The organism is Paenibacillus sp. NRS-1760 (assembly GCF_050467785.1).
Classification (GTDB): Bacteria; Bacillota; Bacilli; order Paenibacillales; family Paenibacillaceae; genus Pristimantibacillus.
In genome coordinates this window covers 100,216-114,466 of the sequence record NZ_JBITPK010000009.1, presented here as the reverse complement: position 1 = coordinate 114,466, position 14,251 = coordinate 100,216, and the positions used below count along the sequence as shown (strand labels likewise).

At 45.0% G+C, this 14,251-nt stretch carries 14 protein-coding genes; 1 reads left to right on the top strand and 13 read right to left on the bottom strand.

All coding sequences use genetic code 11. The features are described 5' to 3' along the window. Positions 1 to 95: 95 nt before the first annotated feature. Positions 96 to 1,073 (top strand): tRNA dihydrouridine synthase, encoded by a 978-nt coding sequence (locus tag ACIFSR_RS10330; RefSeq protein ID WP_430057220.1) that lies wholly within the window; start codon positions 96 to 98, stop codon positions 1,071 to 1,073. A gap of 178 nt (positions 1,074 to 1,251) precedes the next feature. On the opposite strand, the gene ACIFSR_RS10325 is transcribed toward ACIFSR_RS10330, so the two are convergent. The 13 genes from ACIFSR_RS10325 to moaC form a co-directional block, all read right to left on the bottom strand. Next, complete coding sequence (locus ACIFSR_RS10325; RefSeq protein WP_430057218.1) at positions 1,252 to 1,866, bottom strand: undecaprenyl-diphosphatase; 615 nt, start codon at positions 1,864 to 1,866, stop codon at positions 1,252 to 1,254. A 317-nt stretch (positions 1,867 to 2,183) separates the two neighbouring features. After that, positions 2,184 to 3,818 carry a chaperonin GroEL gene (groL, locus tag ACIFSR_RS10320; protein WP_076269676.1) on the bottom strand — a complete coding sequence of 545 codons (1,635 nt, stop codon included), beginning with the start codon at positions 3,816 to 3,818 and terminating at the stop codon, positions 2,184 to 2,186. Positions 3,819 to 3,896: 78 nt separating this feature from the next. Next, a complete protein-coding gene (groES, locus tag ACIFSR_RS10315) occupies positions 3,897 to 4,178 on the bottom strand; it encodes a co-chaperone GroES (RefSeq protein WP_054026679.1) in 282 nt (93 codons plus the stop codon). A 313-nt stretch (positions 4,179 to 4,491) separates the two neighbouring features. After that, a complete protein-coding gene (locus ACIFSR_RS10310) occupies positions 4,492 to 5,709 on the bottom strand; it encodes a DUF2264 domain-containing protein (protein ID WP_430057216.1) in 1,218 nt (405 codons plus the stop codon). Between the two features lie 16 nt (positions 5,710 to 5,725). After that, a complete protein-coding gene (locus ACIFSR_RS10305) occupies positions 5,726 to 6,856 on the bottom strand; it encodes a glycoside hydrolase family 88 protein (protein WP_430057215.1) in 1,131 nt (376 codons plus the stop codon). Between the two features lie 32 nt (positions 6,857 to 6,888). Then, complete coding sequence (locus tag ACIFSR_RS10300; RefSeq protein WP_430057213.1) at positions 6,889 to 8,724, bottom strand: hypothetical protein; 1,836 nt, start codon at positions 8,722 to 8,724, stop codon at positions 6,889 to 6,891. 188 nt (positions 8,725 to 8,912) lie between these two features. Further along, complete coding sequence (locus tag ACIFSR_RS10295) at positions 8,913 to 9,506, bottom strand: TetR/AcrR family transcriptional regulator (RefSeq protein ID WP_339207246.1); 594 nt, start codon at positions 9,504 to 9,506, stop codon at positions 8,913 to 8,915. A gap of 69 nt (positions 9,507 to 9,575) precedes the next feature. Next, a complete protein-coding gene (locus ACIFSR_RS10290; RefSeq protein WP_339207245.1) occupies positions 9,576 to 10,742 on the bottom strand; it encodes a YhgE/Pip domain-containing protein in 1,167 nt (388 codons plus the stop codon). A 203-nt stretch (positions 10,743 to 10,945) separates the two neighbouring features. Next, positions 10,946 to 11,698, bottom strand: a complete 753-nt coding sequence (gene tatC, locus ACIFSR_RS10285) for a twin-arginine translocase subunit TatC (RefSeq protein WP_076269790.1) — start codon at positions 11,696 to 11,698, stop codon at positions 10,946 to 10,948. Between the two features lie 128 nt (positions 11,699 to 11,826). Next, positions 11,827 to 12,072, bottom strand: coding sequence for a twin-arginine translocase TatA/TatE family subunit (gene tatA / locus ACIFSR_RS10280; protein WP_339207243.1), 246 nt, complete (start codon positions 12,070 to 12,072; stop codon positions 11,827 to 11,829). A 54-nt stretch (positions 12,073 to 12,126) separates the two neighbouring features. Then, entirely contained in the window at positions 12,127 to 13,182 is a 1,056-nt protein-coding gene (locus tag ACIFSR_RS10275) for a molybdopterin-binding protein (protein ID WP_430057212.1), read from the bottom strand. Then, a complete protein-coding gene (locus ACIFSR_RS10270) occupies positions 13,179 to 13,673 on the bottom strand; it encodes a MogA/MoaB family molybdenum cofactor biosynthesis protein (RefSeq protein WP_054026672.1) in 495 nt (164 codons plus the stop codon). The genes ACIFSR_RS10275 and ACIFSR_RS10270 overlap by 4 nt, the downstream gene beginning before the upstream one ends. A 27-nt stretch (positions 13,674 to 13,700) precedes the next feature. Then, positions 13,701 to 14,180: a cyclic pyranopterin monophosphate synthase MoaC gene (gene moaC, locus ACIFSR_RS10265; protein WP_430057210.1), complete on the bottom strand. Its 480-nt coding sequence runs from the start codon at positions 14,178 to 14,180 to the stop codon at positions 13,701 to 13,703. Positions 14,181 to 14,251 lie beyond the last annotated feature (71 nt).

Below are 14,251 nucleotides of genomic sequence, written 5' to 3'. Positions count from 1 at the left end.
GCATCAAACGAAAAAAAATGATATTATGTATGTTGGGTAAAAGACTTTACTACGGCTTTTATCGATTTTTATATATTGCAACAAGAGGAGATATTATGAGTAACGAACACAACTTTTGGCTTGATTTACCAAAGCCGTTTTTTATATTAGCGCCAATGGAAGATGTCACAGATGTTGTATTTCGTCACGTCGTTAGTACAGCTGCAAAACCCGACGTATTTTTCACAGAATTCACAAGTACAGATAGTTATTGTAACCCTGCAGGAAGAGCCAGTACTCGTGGTCGGTTAACGTTCACAGAAGATGAGCAACCGATCGTCGCTCATATTTGGGGCAATAAACCTGCATTTTTTGAACAGATGAGTATTGATATGAAAAAACTAGGCTTTCGTGGTATCGATTTAAACATGGGATGCCCCGTCCAAAACGTCGCATCCAATGGAAAGGGTTCTGGACTAATACAACATCCTGAACTTGCAGCCGAAATTATTCAAGCAGCAAAAGCAGGTGGATTGCCGGTTAGTGTTAAAACAAGATTGGGATACTTTGAAATTGACGAGTGGCGCGATTGGTTAGGGCATATATTGAAACAAGATATTGCGAATCTTTCCATTCACCTTCGTACAAAAAAAGAGATGAGTAAAGTAGAGGCGCACTGGGAGCTCATTCCTGAAATAAAAAAATTACGCGATGAAATTGCACCAAATACGTTGTTAACCATTAATGGAGATATTCCTGACCGTGCAACGGGACTCAAATTAGTGGAACAATACGGCGTTGATGGTGTCATGATTGGCCGCGGCATTTTCACCAATCCATTTGCTTTTGAAAAAGAACCTAAAGAACATAGCGCGAAGGATTTTCTCAACTTACTACTTTTACAGCTAGATCTTCACGATAAATATTCAAAAGAAAACGAACCACGTCCATTTAAACCACTTCTTCGCTTTTTCAAAATCTATGTTCGTGGATTTAGAGGCGCAAGCGAACTAAGAACTCAATTGATGGATACGACGTCAACAGATGAAGTACGTCGTTTAGTAATACCTTTTTTAGACCAAGAATTAGAATAAGGTATTTATCAAAAAAATGAGAGACCTCCCAAAAGTTCAATGAACTCTTGAAGGGTCTCTCATTTTTACACTATGTGGTCAAACGGTGTTTCTGCTGGGGGAAACTATTGTTGCTACAGGCTTCTCTGCCTGATAACCGACAGGATCTATTATCTTTTTTCTATGTGCTTTATTCCTCTTAATAATTCTTTGATCTATTCCCTTTCGATTTAGTTAATGGAGATAGAAGCAATTTTTCGCATTTCGCATAACCCCCTAACAATTTCTGAATCAAGCTTAACTTAGGAACAACAAGGTAAACAATTGAGCTTGAAATGATGCTTATAATAGCTCCTACTAGGATATCTGCTGGATAGTGGACACCGACCCAAATACGAGAAATACCAACAAGGGAAGCTAGTATAACCCATAAAAACCACCAGCCTTTTCTAAATAACCAAAAGGATACACAAAATGAAAAGAACAATATTGTATGATCGCTTGGAAAAGAATTATCAACGGCTTTTTCAATTAATTTATTAACATTTGCCAACTCAGCAAATGGTTGATTATTCGAATGAAATTTGCCTGCTATTTTCCCAATAATTTCAGCAAATACAAAAGTAATGGTTGCACACACAATCATCATTCTACTCTGTTTATTTCGAGTAAACCAAATGAAGATAACACCTAAAACCAAGAAATATACCGTAAACTCAGCAATGAAAACCATTGTAGGGTTTAAGTAAGGATATTGTTTACCTAGGTCATTAACCATTCTAAATAAATTAATATTTTCTTCTAAAAAATTCATTTCACACCACCTCCTCTGCCTTTATTTCTTATATCTTAAAAGACAGATAGGCAAACAACCATCGATTCCCCTAACAATTAAGCGTTCCTATATTACATTATTGTCATTTTGTAAATTGGCTTTAATATTCACATCGTCAGATGCCCCCGTTGGCAGCGATTACCTCCCTCTCCTCCGATATCTTTATTCATGTTGATTTTCGACAAACGCAAAAAGACCTCCCAGAATAATCTGGAAGGTCTCAAAGTTATAAAGATATTGATAAACAGGATTTTCACTGACGAAAACCCTTGATGCATAAGGGTTTATCCCCCTTATTACATCATGCCGCCCATACCACCCATACCGCCCATATCAGGCATACCAGCGCCAGCACCTTTAGGTTCTGGTTTGTCAGCAACAACTGCTTCAGTTGTCAAGAACATAGCTGCAACGGAAGCTGCGTTTTGTAGAGCTGAACGAGTTACTTTAGCAGGGTCAACGATACCCGCTTCGAACATGTTAACCCATGTTCCAGTAGCTGCGTTGTAGCCTACGCCGATTTTTTCGTTTTTCAGACGCTCAACGATAACCGAACCTTCTTGACCAGCGTTCGCAGCGATTGTGCGAAGCGGCTCTTCAAGGGAACGAAGAACGATGTTAACGCCTGTTTGCTCGTCGCCTTCTGCTTTAACAGCAGCAACAGCGTTGTATACGTTAATGAGGGCAGTACCGCCGCCCGATACGATACCTTCTTCAACCGCTGCACGAGTGGAGTTGAGGGCATCTTCGATGCGTAGTTTGCGCTCTTTCAATTCTGTTTCTGTAGCTGCGCCAACTTTGATAACTGCAACGCCGCCAGACAATTTTGCAAGACGCTCTTGAAGCTTCTCACGGTCAAAGTCGGAAGTTGTTTCTTCCAGTTGAGCGCGGATTTGATTCACGCGAGCAACGATGTCAGCGGAGTTGCCGCTGCCGTCAACGATGATTGTTGTTTCTTTAGTGATGCGGATCTGACGAGCAGAACCTAGTGATTCAACGCCAGTCGATTTAAGCTCAAGGCCTAGCTCTTCTGTAATCACTTGGCCGCCTGTTAGAGCAGCGATATCTTGAAGCATAGCTTTACGACGGTCACCGAAGCCTGGAGCTTTAACAGCTACGCAAGTGAATGTTCCACGAAGTTTGTTCACTACTAGAGTAGCTTGAGCTTCGCCTTCTACGTCTTCAGCGATGATTAGCAATTGCTTGCCGGATTGTACGACTTTCTCAAGAACCGGAAGGATCTCTTGAATGCTCGTAATTTTTTTGTCAGTGATAAGAATGTAAGGATTGTCTAGGACAGCTTCCATTTTATCAGTGTCTGTAATCATGTATGGAGATACATAACCACGGTCAAATTGCATACCTTCAACAACTTCTAGCTCTGTAACAAAGCCTTTCGACTCTTCTACAGTGATAACGCCGTCGTTGCCGACTTTTTCCATAGCTTCAGCAATAAGTTGGCCTACTTCATCGTCAGCAGATGAGATCGAAGCAACTTGTGCGATCGATTGTTTGCCTTCGATTGGTTTCGAGATTGCTTTAAGCTCTTCAACAGCAGCTTTAACAGCTTTCTCGATACCTTTGCGGATAACCATAGGGTTAGCGCCAGCTGTAACGTTTTTCAAGCCTTCGCGAATCATCGCTTGTGCAAGAACAGTTGCCGTAGTTGTACCGTCACCAGCAACGTCATTTGTTTTTGTAGCTACTTCTTTAACAAGTTGAGCGCCCATGTTTTCAAAAGCATCTTCAAGCTCGATTTCTTTTGCAATGGAAACACCATCATTTGTGATAAGCGGGCTTCCGAATTTTTTCTCAAGTACCACGTTGCGGCCTTTTGGACCTAGTGTTACTTTAACTGCATTTGCAAGTGCATCAACACCGCGCAGCATTGCGCGACGAGCGTCTTCGCTAAATTTAATTTCCTTAGCCATTAACAGAAACCTCCCAAAATAGTTTAAGTAGAACTGCTTAGTTTATGTGTTGCCTTCTATGTGACCCTAAGCGGGTTGTTATTCAAAAATCGCGTGAATTTCGCTTTCTTTCATAATCAAATACTCTTTGCCTTCGTATTTGATTTCAGTGCCTGCATATTTGGAGAAAAGAACGCGGTCGCCTTCTTTAACTTCAAGAGCAATACGAACACCATCTTTCAGCGTGCCGCTTCCAACTGCAATCACTTTGCCTTCTTGCGGCTTTTCTTTCGCCGAATCCGGCAATACGATACCGCTAGCGGTTGTTTCTTCTTTCGCGATTGCTTCGATCAATACGCGTTCACCCAAAGGTCTGATCATTGAAAATAGCCTCCTTCAAAATTTGTCGCTGCTTATATTCTCGTTAGCACTCGAAACCTTCAAGTGCTAACAACTATTTTTATCATACTCATTTTCGTTATTAATTTCAAGTGCTTGGTTTCATTTTTCCGTTTATTTACACTAGGCAGAAGGAACTAAATCTTTTTTACGCGGATTGGCCCGTCCATTGTCATTAGCTCAAGCTATTATTATGCGCCAACTATATCTTGAGAATACGATAATGCTCAAATCGCTTCCCCACAGAAATACGACCGTTTGCTCTTTTTAAAACGACCTCAGGATCAGTAGAAATTCACTTCAAAGCCGCATCGATGCCAAAAGCCTGTCCTGACCATGCCTTTTTAGAAGTCCAAGCCTCGTCCGCTCCACTCCAAAATGGATGCTCGCTTGCTAGGCCAAGCGGCAAGAACACCGCAGCGCATAAATAGAGGCTTCCCGTTGATATGTATCGCTCGCCAACATCTCGCTGATGTCCGCAGAAGCCGATTGTAAGCCATCCATCCGCTGTGAAGTTGCCAGGCACTTCAAGCGTTCTACGAATCGCTGCGGTTAGCGCACAGCGTACCTGAGGTGCTGTGACGGACGCAGGCAAATCATCATTTAGAGCATGCTGAGCTAGGCTTTGAAAGGCTCCGAAACGATAGGCAAGTGAACGTCCAATTGGCGGGTATGTTCCATCCGTTCCAATTAGCCGCTCAAGCACTTCTGCGTAACGCCGTGAACGGCTCGCAACAGCACTCTGCATGGCTCGCCATTCCTCGTGCTCATCACCTGCTGCGGCAAGCACATCGACCAGCATAGGCTGAATAACGAAGCTGTTATAGTAATCCCAGTGAAAATCTGGACCATCACTATATGCGCCGTCACCCAAATACCACTGCTCATGCTGCTTCAACGCGTAATCGATCCGCATCGGGTCCCAGTCAAGCTCACCCAGCTTAAGCAGCGCCGCTTCAATCGTTGCTGCAAACAGCAGCCAATTCGAGAAGACTGGCTTTCTCGACCTCGTTTGCTTCAGCGCCGTAATTACATTTGCTTTCACACGCTGCTCCAGCTTTTCACCAAGCTCTATCGGGGCACGCAATATCGCAAGCGCCAAAAAAGCAGCGTCGACAATCGGCTGGTAACCATCGCTGAAGTTCATATAGTCTGGCGATGCTGGATCAGTGCCCGCATCCACTGCTTCACGAGCAAGCGCGGCATAACGAACTCGCAGCTCCTCTTCGTGTCCATTAATGTGCTGATTCTCAAGCCATGGAGCCATACCGGATAAAAGGCGTCCTAACGCTTCCAAATGCGTGAATTTCGCTCGGTCAGCTTTAAGTTCAGCGGCAGCTTTCTCGTCACCCGCTTCTCCAGCAGTTATTGCGATTTCTATAGGCATCTTCTCTTTAAGACGGCGCTCCGCAAGGGCGTTAAGCACAGGTTCGCCAATAGCGAGCATCTGCTCCAGCCAGTATTTGCGCACAGGAAGCATTTCGTTTATCTGTGATCCACTTTCGATTTGCATGTTCGTTACCTCTCCTCTACCAGAACGTCGAGGAATCCCCTCTTAATCGTGCTAAACCTTCTACGAAGAAATAGTCGCCATAAATAAGCGGCACGTCAATGTTTCTCCGCTCTGGGTAATGGCTTGTCCCATGCAAAATCAAGCCTTCCTCCGCCTCATCATCCCAAGCGCCGTAATTTTCGTAGAGTGAGCGCATTATTCGCTCGCCAGCCGCTTGATATAGCTCCGATTCTTCCGCAGGAACTGAGCTTGCGATTTCGAGCAAACCGCAGGCTGCACAAGCGCCAGCTGACGTGTCGCGATAACGTTCTACACCTGAAGGCAGACGGAAATCCCAATGCGGTACCGAATCCTCAGGCAAGTTCGCAAGGAAGAAATGGGCAACCCGCTTCGCCGCCTCCAAGTACCGAGCCTCGCCCGTATAACGATAGCTGAGCGCCATCCCGTAAATCGCCCACGATGCTCCGCGCGACCACGCTGAGTTTGGCGCAAAGCCTTGTCCGCCGTTCACACTTACAAATTCACCCGTATGCGGGTCAAAGACTACAATATGATTAACCGAACCATCCGTCCGTATAAAATGCTCTAGCACCGTATCCGCATGCTCCATCGCCAAATGCTTAAATCTTGGATCGCCCGTTGTCTCGCTCGCCCAGTAGAGCAAAGGCAGGTTCATCATGCAGTCAATAATCGCCCAGCCCTCATTGCGATCACCCTCACCCCATGGGTTCCAAGCTCTAATATAATTTCCTTTTACATTAAATCTTCCGCTGAGTACACTAGCCGCTAACAGCGCTCGTCTGCGGGATTGCTCTTCACCAAGCAGCTTATAGCGGGCTACACTCGTTAGCGACCACATGAAGCCGATGTCGTGATCCAAGCGATCATATCCGAACAATACTTCATCCAATTGCTGCTCGCATGCTTCGGCAATATCTTTATATCGATCGTCCTTCGACTCTGAATCACGGTACAGCAGCCATAACAAGCCCGGCCAGAAACCAGCTGTCCACCACTGAGGCGCCTCAAGCACATACGTTCCATCGACGCTCGCATGCGGAAATCTTGCACCAATCCGATTGCTAGTTCTCGTAACCTTCTCATGTACATTTGCCCAAGCTTCATTTGTCCAATTGATCTGCTCCATATCTTACTCGCTCCTCGCATCGAATATTGTAGTTATGATTCAAATTGAAAAATAAAATTTGCAATCAACGGCACTTCAACTGCTGCTTTCCATTCAAAATCAAGCGTATACCAGTATCGCTCAACGCCATAATGATCGATATCGCTTCTTGCGGTAACGACTGGCTTCCAAACCTGATGATCATAATTAATGAATAATTGGCGTTGTCCTGTTAAAATCACTCGACCTTCCTCCGCCAGCTCAGGAACAAGAAACGAAATGAACCGCTCTGTAACTTGCCGCACAGCATCCGATTCTTCTCCATTTGGTATCATCCAAATCGTATCCGTCAGCGTCAGGCGTGGCAGCTTTTCCTTTTCCCATAGGAATCGGCGCTCCAATCGCTCCAGCTTGGAATGGCCATACGCCGAGCTGATTTCCAGCGCAAACTTATCCATATTCGCATTTGTTGACGCTTCCATAACTGCTGCTCGAAACGCAGCCCCATTTTGTTGATGAGAGCCGTCTATGATAGGAACCGAATGACCCTGAGAGCCATTGCACCAAATCGAATACCGCTCCGGGCCAAAATATTTCGCCGTATATTTTCCGCTGCCCAAATCCGCTAAATAAGCTTGCCCATCAGCATGTATGATGAAATGGCCCACATCATTGTGGTTATGAGGCTCCTCATTATGGCCCCCTTTTGCCGCAAAGCTGTAGTTGCCTCCGTTCTCGCTTGCATGTCTAGACAGAAGCCACTGCACATCAGATAAGTAATAGGACTCGGCAGGCCAGATCGTTTTACTTTCAGTCGCCACCATCCATTCTTCTTTTATCCACATCAAATTACGAATCGCCGGCGCCCAGCGTCCGCAATGATCAGCAGCATACTCCGCTCTAAGGCTCGCATCCGGTACAATGACCTCTGCAAACTCCTGATGCAGAGAGCAGCTGAGCCCCATGAATATACCGCTTTCAGGACGTGAATCACTAAAGTTAACGACCGTGCTGTTTCCCGTAAAACATTTCTGCTGAAAAAGTGCAATCTCCTTCACCTTATTCGAAGTAAATAAGTTGATTTCTCCATTTGTTGCCGCTTTTAACATCTGAGCAAAATATACATAATACCCGAAACCATACTGCCAATATAAATAACCTTCCGCACACGCGCCGTCATCGCCAAATCCACTCAAATAACAATCAAGCGAATGAAGCACACGTTCCAGCACTTGCGACAGTCTATACGAATCATCAATGAGATAAAGTGCCGCTGCCCCAACCGAACCCGCGCATACAGCCGCCCAATTGTGATCCGCTGTCTCCCACCCGTACGGGCCTTGCTCCAAAAAAGGACGGAATAGGCGATTTTCTACCTCAGCCTCTATACGCCTTCGCAGCAAATCCGGCAAGCGGTCACCTAATAACAACTTTATCTCACTCAGTGCAAACCCAGTCTCCGCCAAAAATAAATCGATGTCCAGCCTGTCTGATCCTTCATTAAAATGAGCAGGCAGACACCATGTAAACTCATTGCAAACCGACCAGATCATATTAAGAGCGGCAACTTCGTAGTCTACATTTTCCGGCTCCTGCAGCGCCATAATGACATACGAATTCAATCTTTTTCGCCTCTCAAAATATACTCGTTCATAAGCTAAGCGCTCTCCCGTATCTCCATAAACACGAAAGAGAGAGTAGGTGAGCTCAGGATCAGGGGTAAGTATGAAGCGATCGGCATCCCTTTTAATCTCTTCAAGGAGCTGTTCATTAATGGACTGATTCCACAGTTGCGAACTGGGCTTCTGGATTTCACCGCCTGAGGCAAGAAGCGTCAGCCCTTTTTTCCTATGCTGCTCCAAAATCTCCTGTATCCGGTCACGTTTCATTTGTATAATCTCGCTCCTATTCTGCCTGCGCAGCTGCTGGCTTTATACTAAACGGGCATTATGCTTGAAACTCGATACTTTCATAATCGTTGCACCTAAATTGTACCAGTAGTTTATGAATAGCAGAAGGCTGTAACAAAAAAAATACCGTACGGCGATTTCTCGCGCACGGTATTTCATGGTTTCAGCTATTCGCCTCTATAGTACAATCCACCCAAAATAAATAAGGTTAAATCCTCGACGATCGCTTCCTGTGATGAACGCTCTTCTTCATGCAAGATAGCCCAATATTGGCTATTCCGATGAAAGAGCAACGTTCCGATAATGGAAAACAAGGTGTTATCTAAGGAGTTGAATTGAAATAAACCTTGCTCATTGCCCTCTTTAAGCCAGTATCTGAGCTTTCCCCACATCGGCATCACATGCTTGCGTATCTTCTCAATTCGATCCGTGTTCATGATAACTTCTTGCTGAATAATGTTAATTAATTGATAGTCGCTGTAGCGGAAATTAGTTACCTCACGAACAATAAGTCTAACACCCTCTACCGGATCTATCTGCATGGGGTCTAGCTCGGCAATTTGATTGTTTGGAAAATAATGATCAAATAAAGCATAGAACATATTTTCTTTCCCGCCAAAATGATACGAGACGAGCGCAACATTAGCTCCAGCCTCTTCGCATATTTGCCTAACGGTCGTTTTATCGAAGCCGTTTTCCGCAAACAGCTTTTTGGCAGCTGACAATATTCTAATTTTAATATCCGCATCTCCTGTTGTCATGACGGGCCCCCATAAAAACAATATCTTTTATTTTGAACCACACTAAACCAACAGCAAACTGCATTTGAATTATCGTTTTTGCCCTGCAATAACTGCTGTAGGCTGCACTACAGGAGCGGCTTGGCGCTTCAGCGCAACCGCAACTACGCTAACTGCAAAGGCAACGACAGCAATAACGCTCAGTGACAAAGAGTCAGCTGTAGCAGCTGGGCCGCCGAACAAAATATTCATCGTACCTTCAACTGCATACGTTGCTGGAAGAATATCACCAAGCTTGACGTAAAAGTCGGATAACAATTCACGCGGTACGATCGCACCAGAGGTAACAAGCTGTGCCGACAATAAAATAATATTGAACAGCATGCCGCTTAAACCAAACAGGTAAATAAACATTTGCGAAACGAATATAAATGTTAATACGAACATCAGCTGGAACAGCCAAATATGAAGGAATCCTTGTTCCATCTGACCGCCAAATGCAGCAAGCAAGGAAGAACCTACTAACGAAACAATGACACCTGCTCCTACATTAATTACGCTTCTTGCGCCGAAACGTTTCCATCTGCTTGTTGTTGCTCCTAGTGAAAGGGAAGATTGCTCAAAGTTCATACCCATGATCATCGCGCCAACATAAGAAGCAAGCACCAGCATCATCGGAACCATTTGATTGTTCATTCCTTGTATCACGTTCGTTGACTGAATTTCAGATTTAACCCGCTCTGACAATCCTTGTGCCGCTGCTCCAGCTTGCTCTGCTGGCAGCTGCATGTTGCCAAGTACGGTTTGAATGCCGCCCGATACGGCCTGCTTATTTACTTCTGCTGTTATTTGTCCGGCTGCACCACTCATAATACTTTTAATCAGTGCTGGATTTGATTCGTTTATTACATATTGAATGGAGGCTGTACCATCGGCTGCTGAAGCCTTCTGAGAGAAATCCGCCGGTATCCATACGACCATCTGCAGCTCACGCTCATTCAGCTGCTGCTTCGCCTCATCAATGCTGCTGATTTCACTCATGTTAAAAGGCAAGTTCTGAACAAGGTTGCCAGCAATCTTCTGTCCCATCTGTTCATCTTCATTGACAATAGCAATATGCAAATTTTGTACGCGGTCAGTAACACCGTTATAACCTGTCATCCAAATGACCGAAAAAATAACTTGGAACATGATTGCCGTAAATATACCAACAATAGTCGTTGGTCGTTTCATAAAAGCAATTAGTGTATTTTTCAATATGATCCACTCCCGTTTTCTCTATTTAAACAATTGTTTTAAACAACTGTTTAAATATTATGCGGAAATGATGTTTTTGTCAACCACGCAAACTCGCCTTCGGCGTCCTCTGGATGTTAAAGCAGCTTTGACGGAGAACTATAAGCCCTTTATAAGCTTCTTATATAAAAAAAAAGAAGAAGAGGACATTCCCCTTCTTCTTCCTATGCTTCAGACATTGACTCGCCATATTCCGCTTCCCATTTTGCATCAGCGGCAAGCTGCTTTTTGTGTACCGAGCCTGATAAAAACACACTAATCTCATATAGAACGAGTAATGGGATCGCCACTAATATGTCCGATATGAAATCCGGCGGCGTAATCATAACTCCGATAAGCACCATGATGAAATACGCTAGACGGCGCATTTTGCGCAGCCGCTGTGGATTCACTAAACGAATAGCTGTCAAAAACATGATGACTAGCGGCAGTTCGAATAATAGCGATATCGGAATGAGCAGATTAAACATAAACGTAAAATACTGCGCGATACCATATGTTTCCTCAAGGTTTAAATGTTGTGATACTGTTCTTGTGAAATTAAAAGCGAGTGGAAAGACGACAAAATAAGAAAACGCCAATCCAATTAAAAACATGATTAGTGCAAACGGAACATATTTAAGCGTGGAACGCTGCTCGTTCTTGCGCAAAGCCGGCTTTACGAATGCCCAAAGCTGATATGCAATAACAGGCAAAGAAATAATTAAAGCAATGACAAATGCAAATTTCATATACATGCCAATGCCATCCCAAAGGGAAAACGTATGTAACGAAATTGTATTAGCAGGCTTCTGGCTCATTAGAAAGTTATAGGTAGGCTGTGCAAATATAAGTCCGACGACTAAGCCTAACGTTAAAATAATAAGCACGTAAATGATACGCTTGCGCAGCTCGCCAAGATGCTCCAATAGCGGCATCAACCCTTCTTCTCGAAGAAGCGCTTTACGTGATTTATGCTCCGATTTGCTGTTTCCTTCCGATCCCACCTGCACGATACCTCCTTCGCCTAGCGGTAAACTTTTTTTCAAGAAAAAAGCGGGCCCGATTAATCCGGCAGCCGCTTATTGTCTTTATCACTATTTTCCGAGCGACTCACATCAACACGGCTCGAATCTTTGTCCTTGCGATCACGGTCACGATCATCATCATCCATGATCTCTCTTGCTCCGGATTTAAACTCTCGCAATGTCCGTCCGAATGCACGTCCAAGTTCTGGAAGCTTGTTTGGTCCAAATAGTAGCAAAGCAACCAACACGAGCAGTATAACACCTGTTGCACCAATTCCTGACATTTGCCAACCTCCTCGTAATTTTATGTAGCAGCATCATTATTAAGCAGCTCATACTTAACAGCTATTTAAGCCGCCATATCCCATGCTGACAATATCTTCACGAACAATCGTATCTCCCGCTAAAATCCGCGGCAGCAGCACATCGAATGATGTATATGGATCATGCATGACGCAGCCTGGAAGCCCCAATATCGGCACTCCGTTTAAATAACCAATAAGCAGCATTGAGCCTGGCAGCATCGGAGTTCCATAACTTACGATATCCGCACCTGTTTCCTTTATGGCTCCAGGAGTGCGATCGTCGGGATCTACCGACATTCCGCCAGTCACTAGTATCATATCATAACGTTGTGCAAGCAAATAGTGTATTTCCTTGACAATTGTTTGTCGATCATCGGGTGCAAACCGCTGCTCTGCAACTTCTGATCCAAGCTCCTCGAGCTTGCTTCTTACTGCCGAACCAAATTTATCTTCAATTCTTCCGTTAAAAACTTCGCCGCCCGTCGTCAACAAACCGACGCGAAATTTACGGAAAGGGCGAACGCGCAGCGGTGAAGCTCCGCCATTCGCTTCGCGGTATTCGGCTGCAAGCCTCTCCACCGTCTCCACCTTCGATTTGGGTACGACAAGCGGAATGGCTCTTGTTGCAGCCAGCGCTTGTCCCGGCTTAACGACTGTTTTTGCCTTAATCGTTGCTAATGCAATTTCACCTAGCTCATTAATGGCATCAACTAACGCCTTATCGATCTCCGCAAGGCCTAGCTGGTTTGCTTTAATGCTCACCTTGCCCTCATGCGGCTCTGAAAGAATGAGTTTCTCGTCATATAACGCTTCAGCCATTCGAATGGCTGCATCATCTTCATGAAGCTCGTTTTCTCCAAGCTCCATAATATAGATATGCTCCTTGCCAATATCGAGAAGATTAGGTATGTCCGCTTCTACCACGACATGACCTCTTTTGAACAATCGACCCTTAAACTGACCTGGAATAATTCGCGTTAAATCATGAGCTAGTCGCAGTCCGATCGCATCATATACGGAAACTTCTCTTAGTGTCGTCGATCCATGCTGCTCTGTTCCGTTCTTAGCATGATGCTGCTGCTGACTCATACGCTATGTTCCCCCAGTTCTCCGGATAAAATGCCCAGAGCATGCGGCAATTGATCCATGATCGCCATTAAGCTCTCGTGTACGCCCTTTGGACTCCCAGGCAGGTTAACGATTAGTGAGCTGCCTCTTATGCCGCAGACGCCTCTTGAGAGCATTGCTCTTCTTGTTTTTTGGAGAGCGCCCATACGCATCGCTTCCGCAATTCCCGGAACAGCACGGTCAATAACCTTGAGCGTTGCCTCAGGCGTAACATCGCGCTCTGCAAGACCTGTGCCGCCCGTCGTAAGCACAAGATCCGCATGGAAGTACTCTGTCATTTCTATGATGGCTGCCATTATCTCATCCTGCTCATCCGGTACAATCCGATAATCAATAATTTCTCCACCCAGCTCTTCCTCAACCAATTCACGGATAACCTGGGCACTCGTATCCTCACGTTCTCCACGTGATCCTTTATCGCTTGCTGTCAAAATTGCTACTTTCCACCGCATTTACCATTCCTCCCATTCCTATTTCGCTCATGGGTTTGACGAAATTCGATAATCGCCGCTTTTTCCGCCCGTTTTTGAAACCAGCTGCGTAGGACCGATAACCATATCCTTTTGCAGCGCTTTGCACATGTCGTAAACCGTTAGAGCTGCGGCAGACACGGCTGTCAGTGCTTCCATTTCCACGCCGGTTTTTCCTGTTGTCTTTACTGTACCTTCTATGTAAAGCTCATCCGTTCCGTTATCGCTAAAAACCACATTGATGCCTGTGAGCGGTAGCGGATGGCACATTGGAATCCAATCTGACGTTTTTTTGGCAGCCATAACTGCAGCAACCTGAGCCACAGCCAGTACATCGCCCTTCCCAATCTTGCCAGCCTTAATTTGTTCTAATGTATCTCGGTTCATCGTTATCCTGGTTTGAGCGACTGCCGTGCGGGAAGTGACTTCCTTGTCAGAGATGTCTACCATTCGCGCCCGGCCCTGCTCGTTAAAATGTGTCAAATCCACCTCAAACGCTCCTTCTAGCGCTAATGAACGGTTCGCCTTTAACGTTCATAGCTCGCTTGGCAATCATTCAG

Excerpts from the sequence above, each read along its gene's own strand:
- ACIFSR_RS10325 (WP_430057218.1), bottom strand. The coding sequence starts at position 1,866 with ATGAATTTTTTAGAAGAAAATATTAATTTATTTAGAATGGTTAATGAC.
- ACIFSR_RS10300 (WP_430057213.1), bottom strand. The coding sequence starts at position 8,724 with ATGAAACGTGACCGGATACAGGAGATTTTGGAGCAGCATAGGAAAAAA.
- ACIFSR_RS10295 (WP_339207246.1), bottom strand. The coding sequence starts at position 9,506 with ATGACAACAGGAGATGCGGATATTAAAATTAGAATATTGTCAGCTGCC.
- ACIFSR_RS10310 (WP_430057216.1), bottom strand. The coding sequence starts at position 5,709 with ATGCAAATCGAAAGTGGATCACAGATAAACGAAATGCTTCCTGTGCGC.
- groL (WP_076269676.1), bottom strand. The coding sequence starts at position 3,818 with ATGGCTAAGGAAATTAAATTTAGCGAAGACGCTCGTCGCGCAATGCTG.
- tatC (WP_076269790.1), bottom strand. The coding sequence starts at position 11,698 with ATGCCGCTATTGGAGCATCTTGGCGAGCTGCGCAAGCGTATCATTTAC.
- ACIFSR_RS10275 (WP_430057212.1), bottom strand. The coding sequence starts at position 13,182 with ATGAGTCAGCAGCAGCATCATGCTAAGAACGGAACAGAGCAGCATGGA.
- ACIFSR_RS10330 (WP_430057220.1), top strand. The coding sequence starts at position 96 with ATGAGTAACGAACACAACTTTTGGCTTGATTTACCAAAGCCGTTTTTT.
- tatA (WP_339207243.1), bottom strand. The coding sequence starts at position 12,072 with ATGTCAGGAATTGGTGCAACAGGTGTTATACTGCTCGTGTTGGTTGCT.
- ACIFSR_RS10305 (WP_430057215.1), bottom strand. The coding sequence starts at position 6,856 with ATGGAGCAGATCAATTGGACAAATGAAGCTTGGGCAAATGTACATGAG.
- ACIFSR_RS10270 (WP_054026672.1), bottom strand. The coding sequence starts at position 13,673 with ATGCGGTGGAAAGTAGCAATTTTGACAGCAAGCGATAAAGGATCACGT.
- groES (WP_054026679.1), bottom strand. The coding sequence starts at position 4,178 with ATGATCAGACCTTTGGGTGAACGCGTATTGATCGAAGCAATCGCGAAA.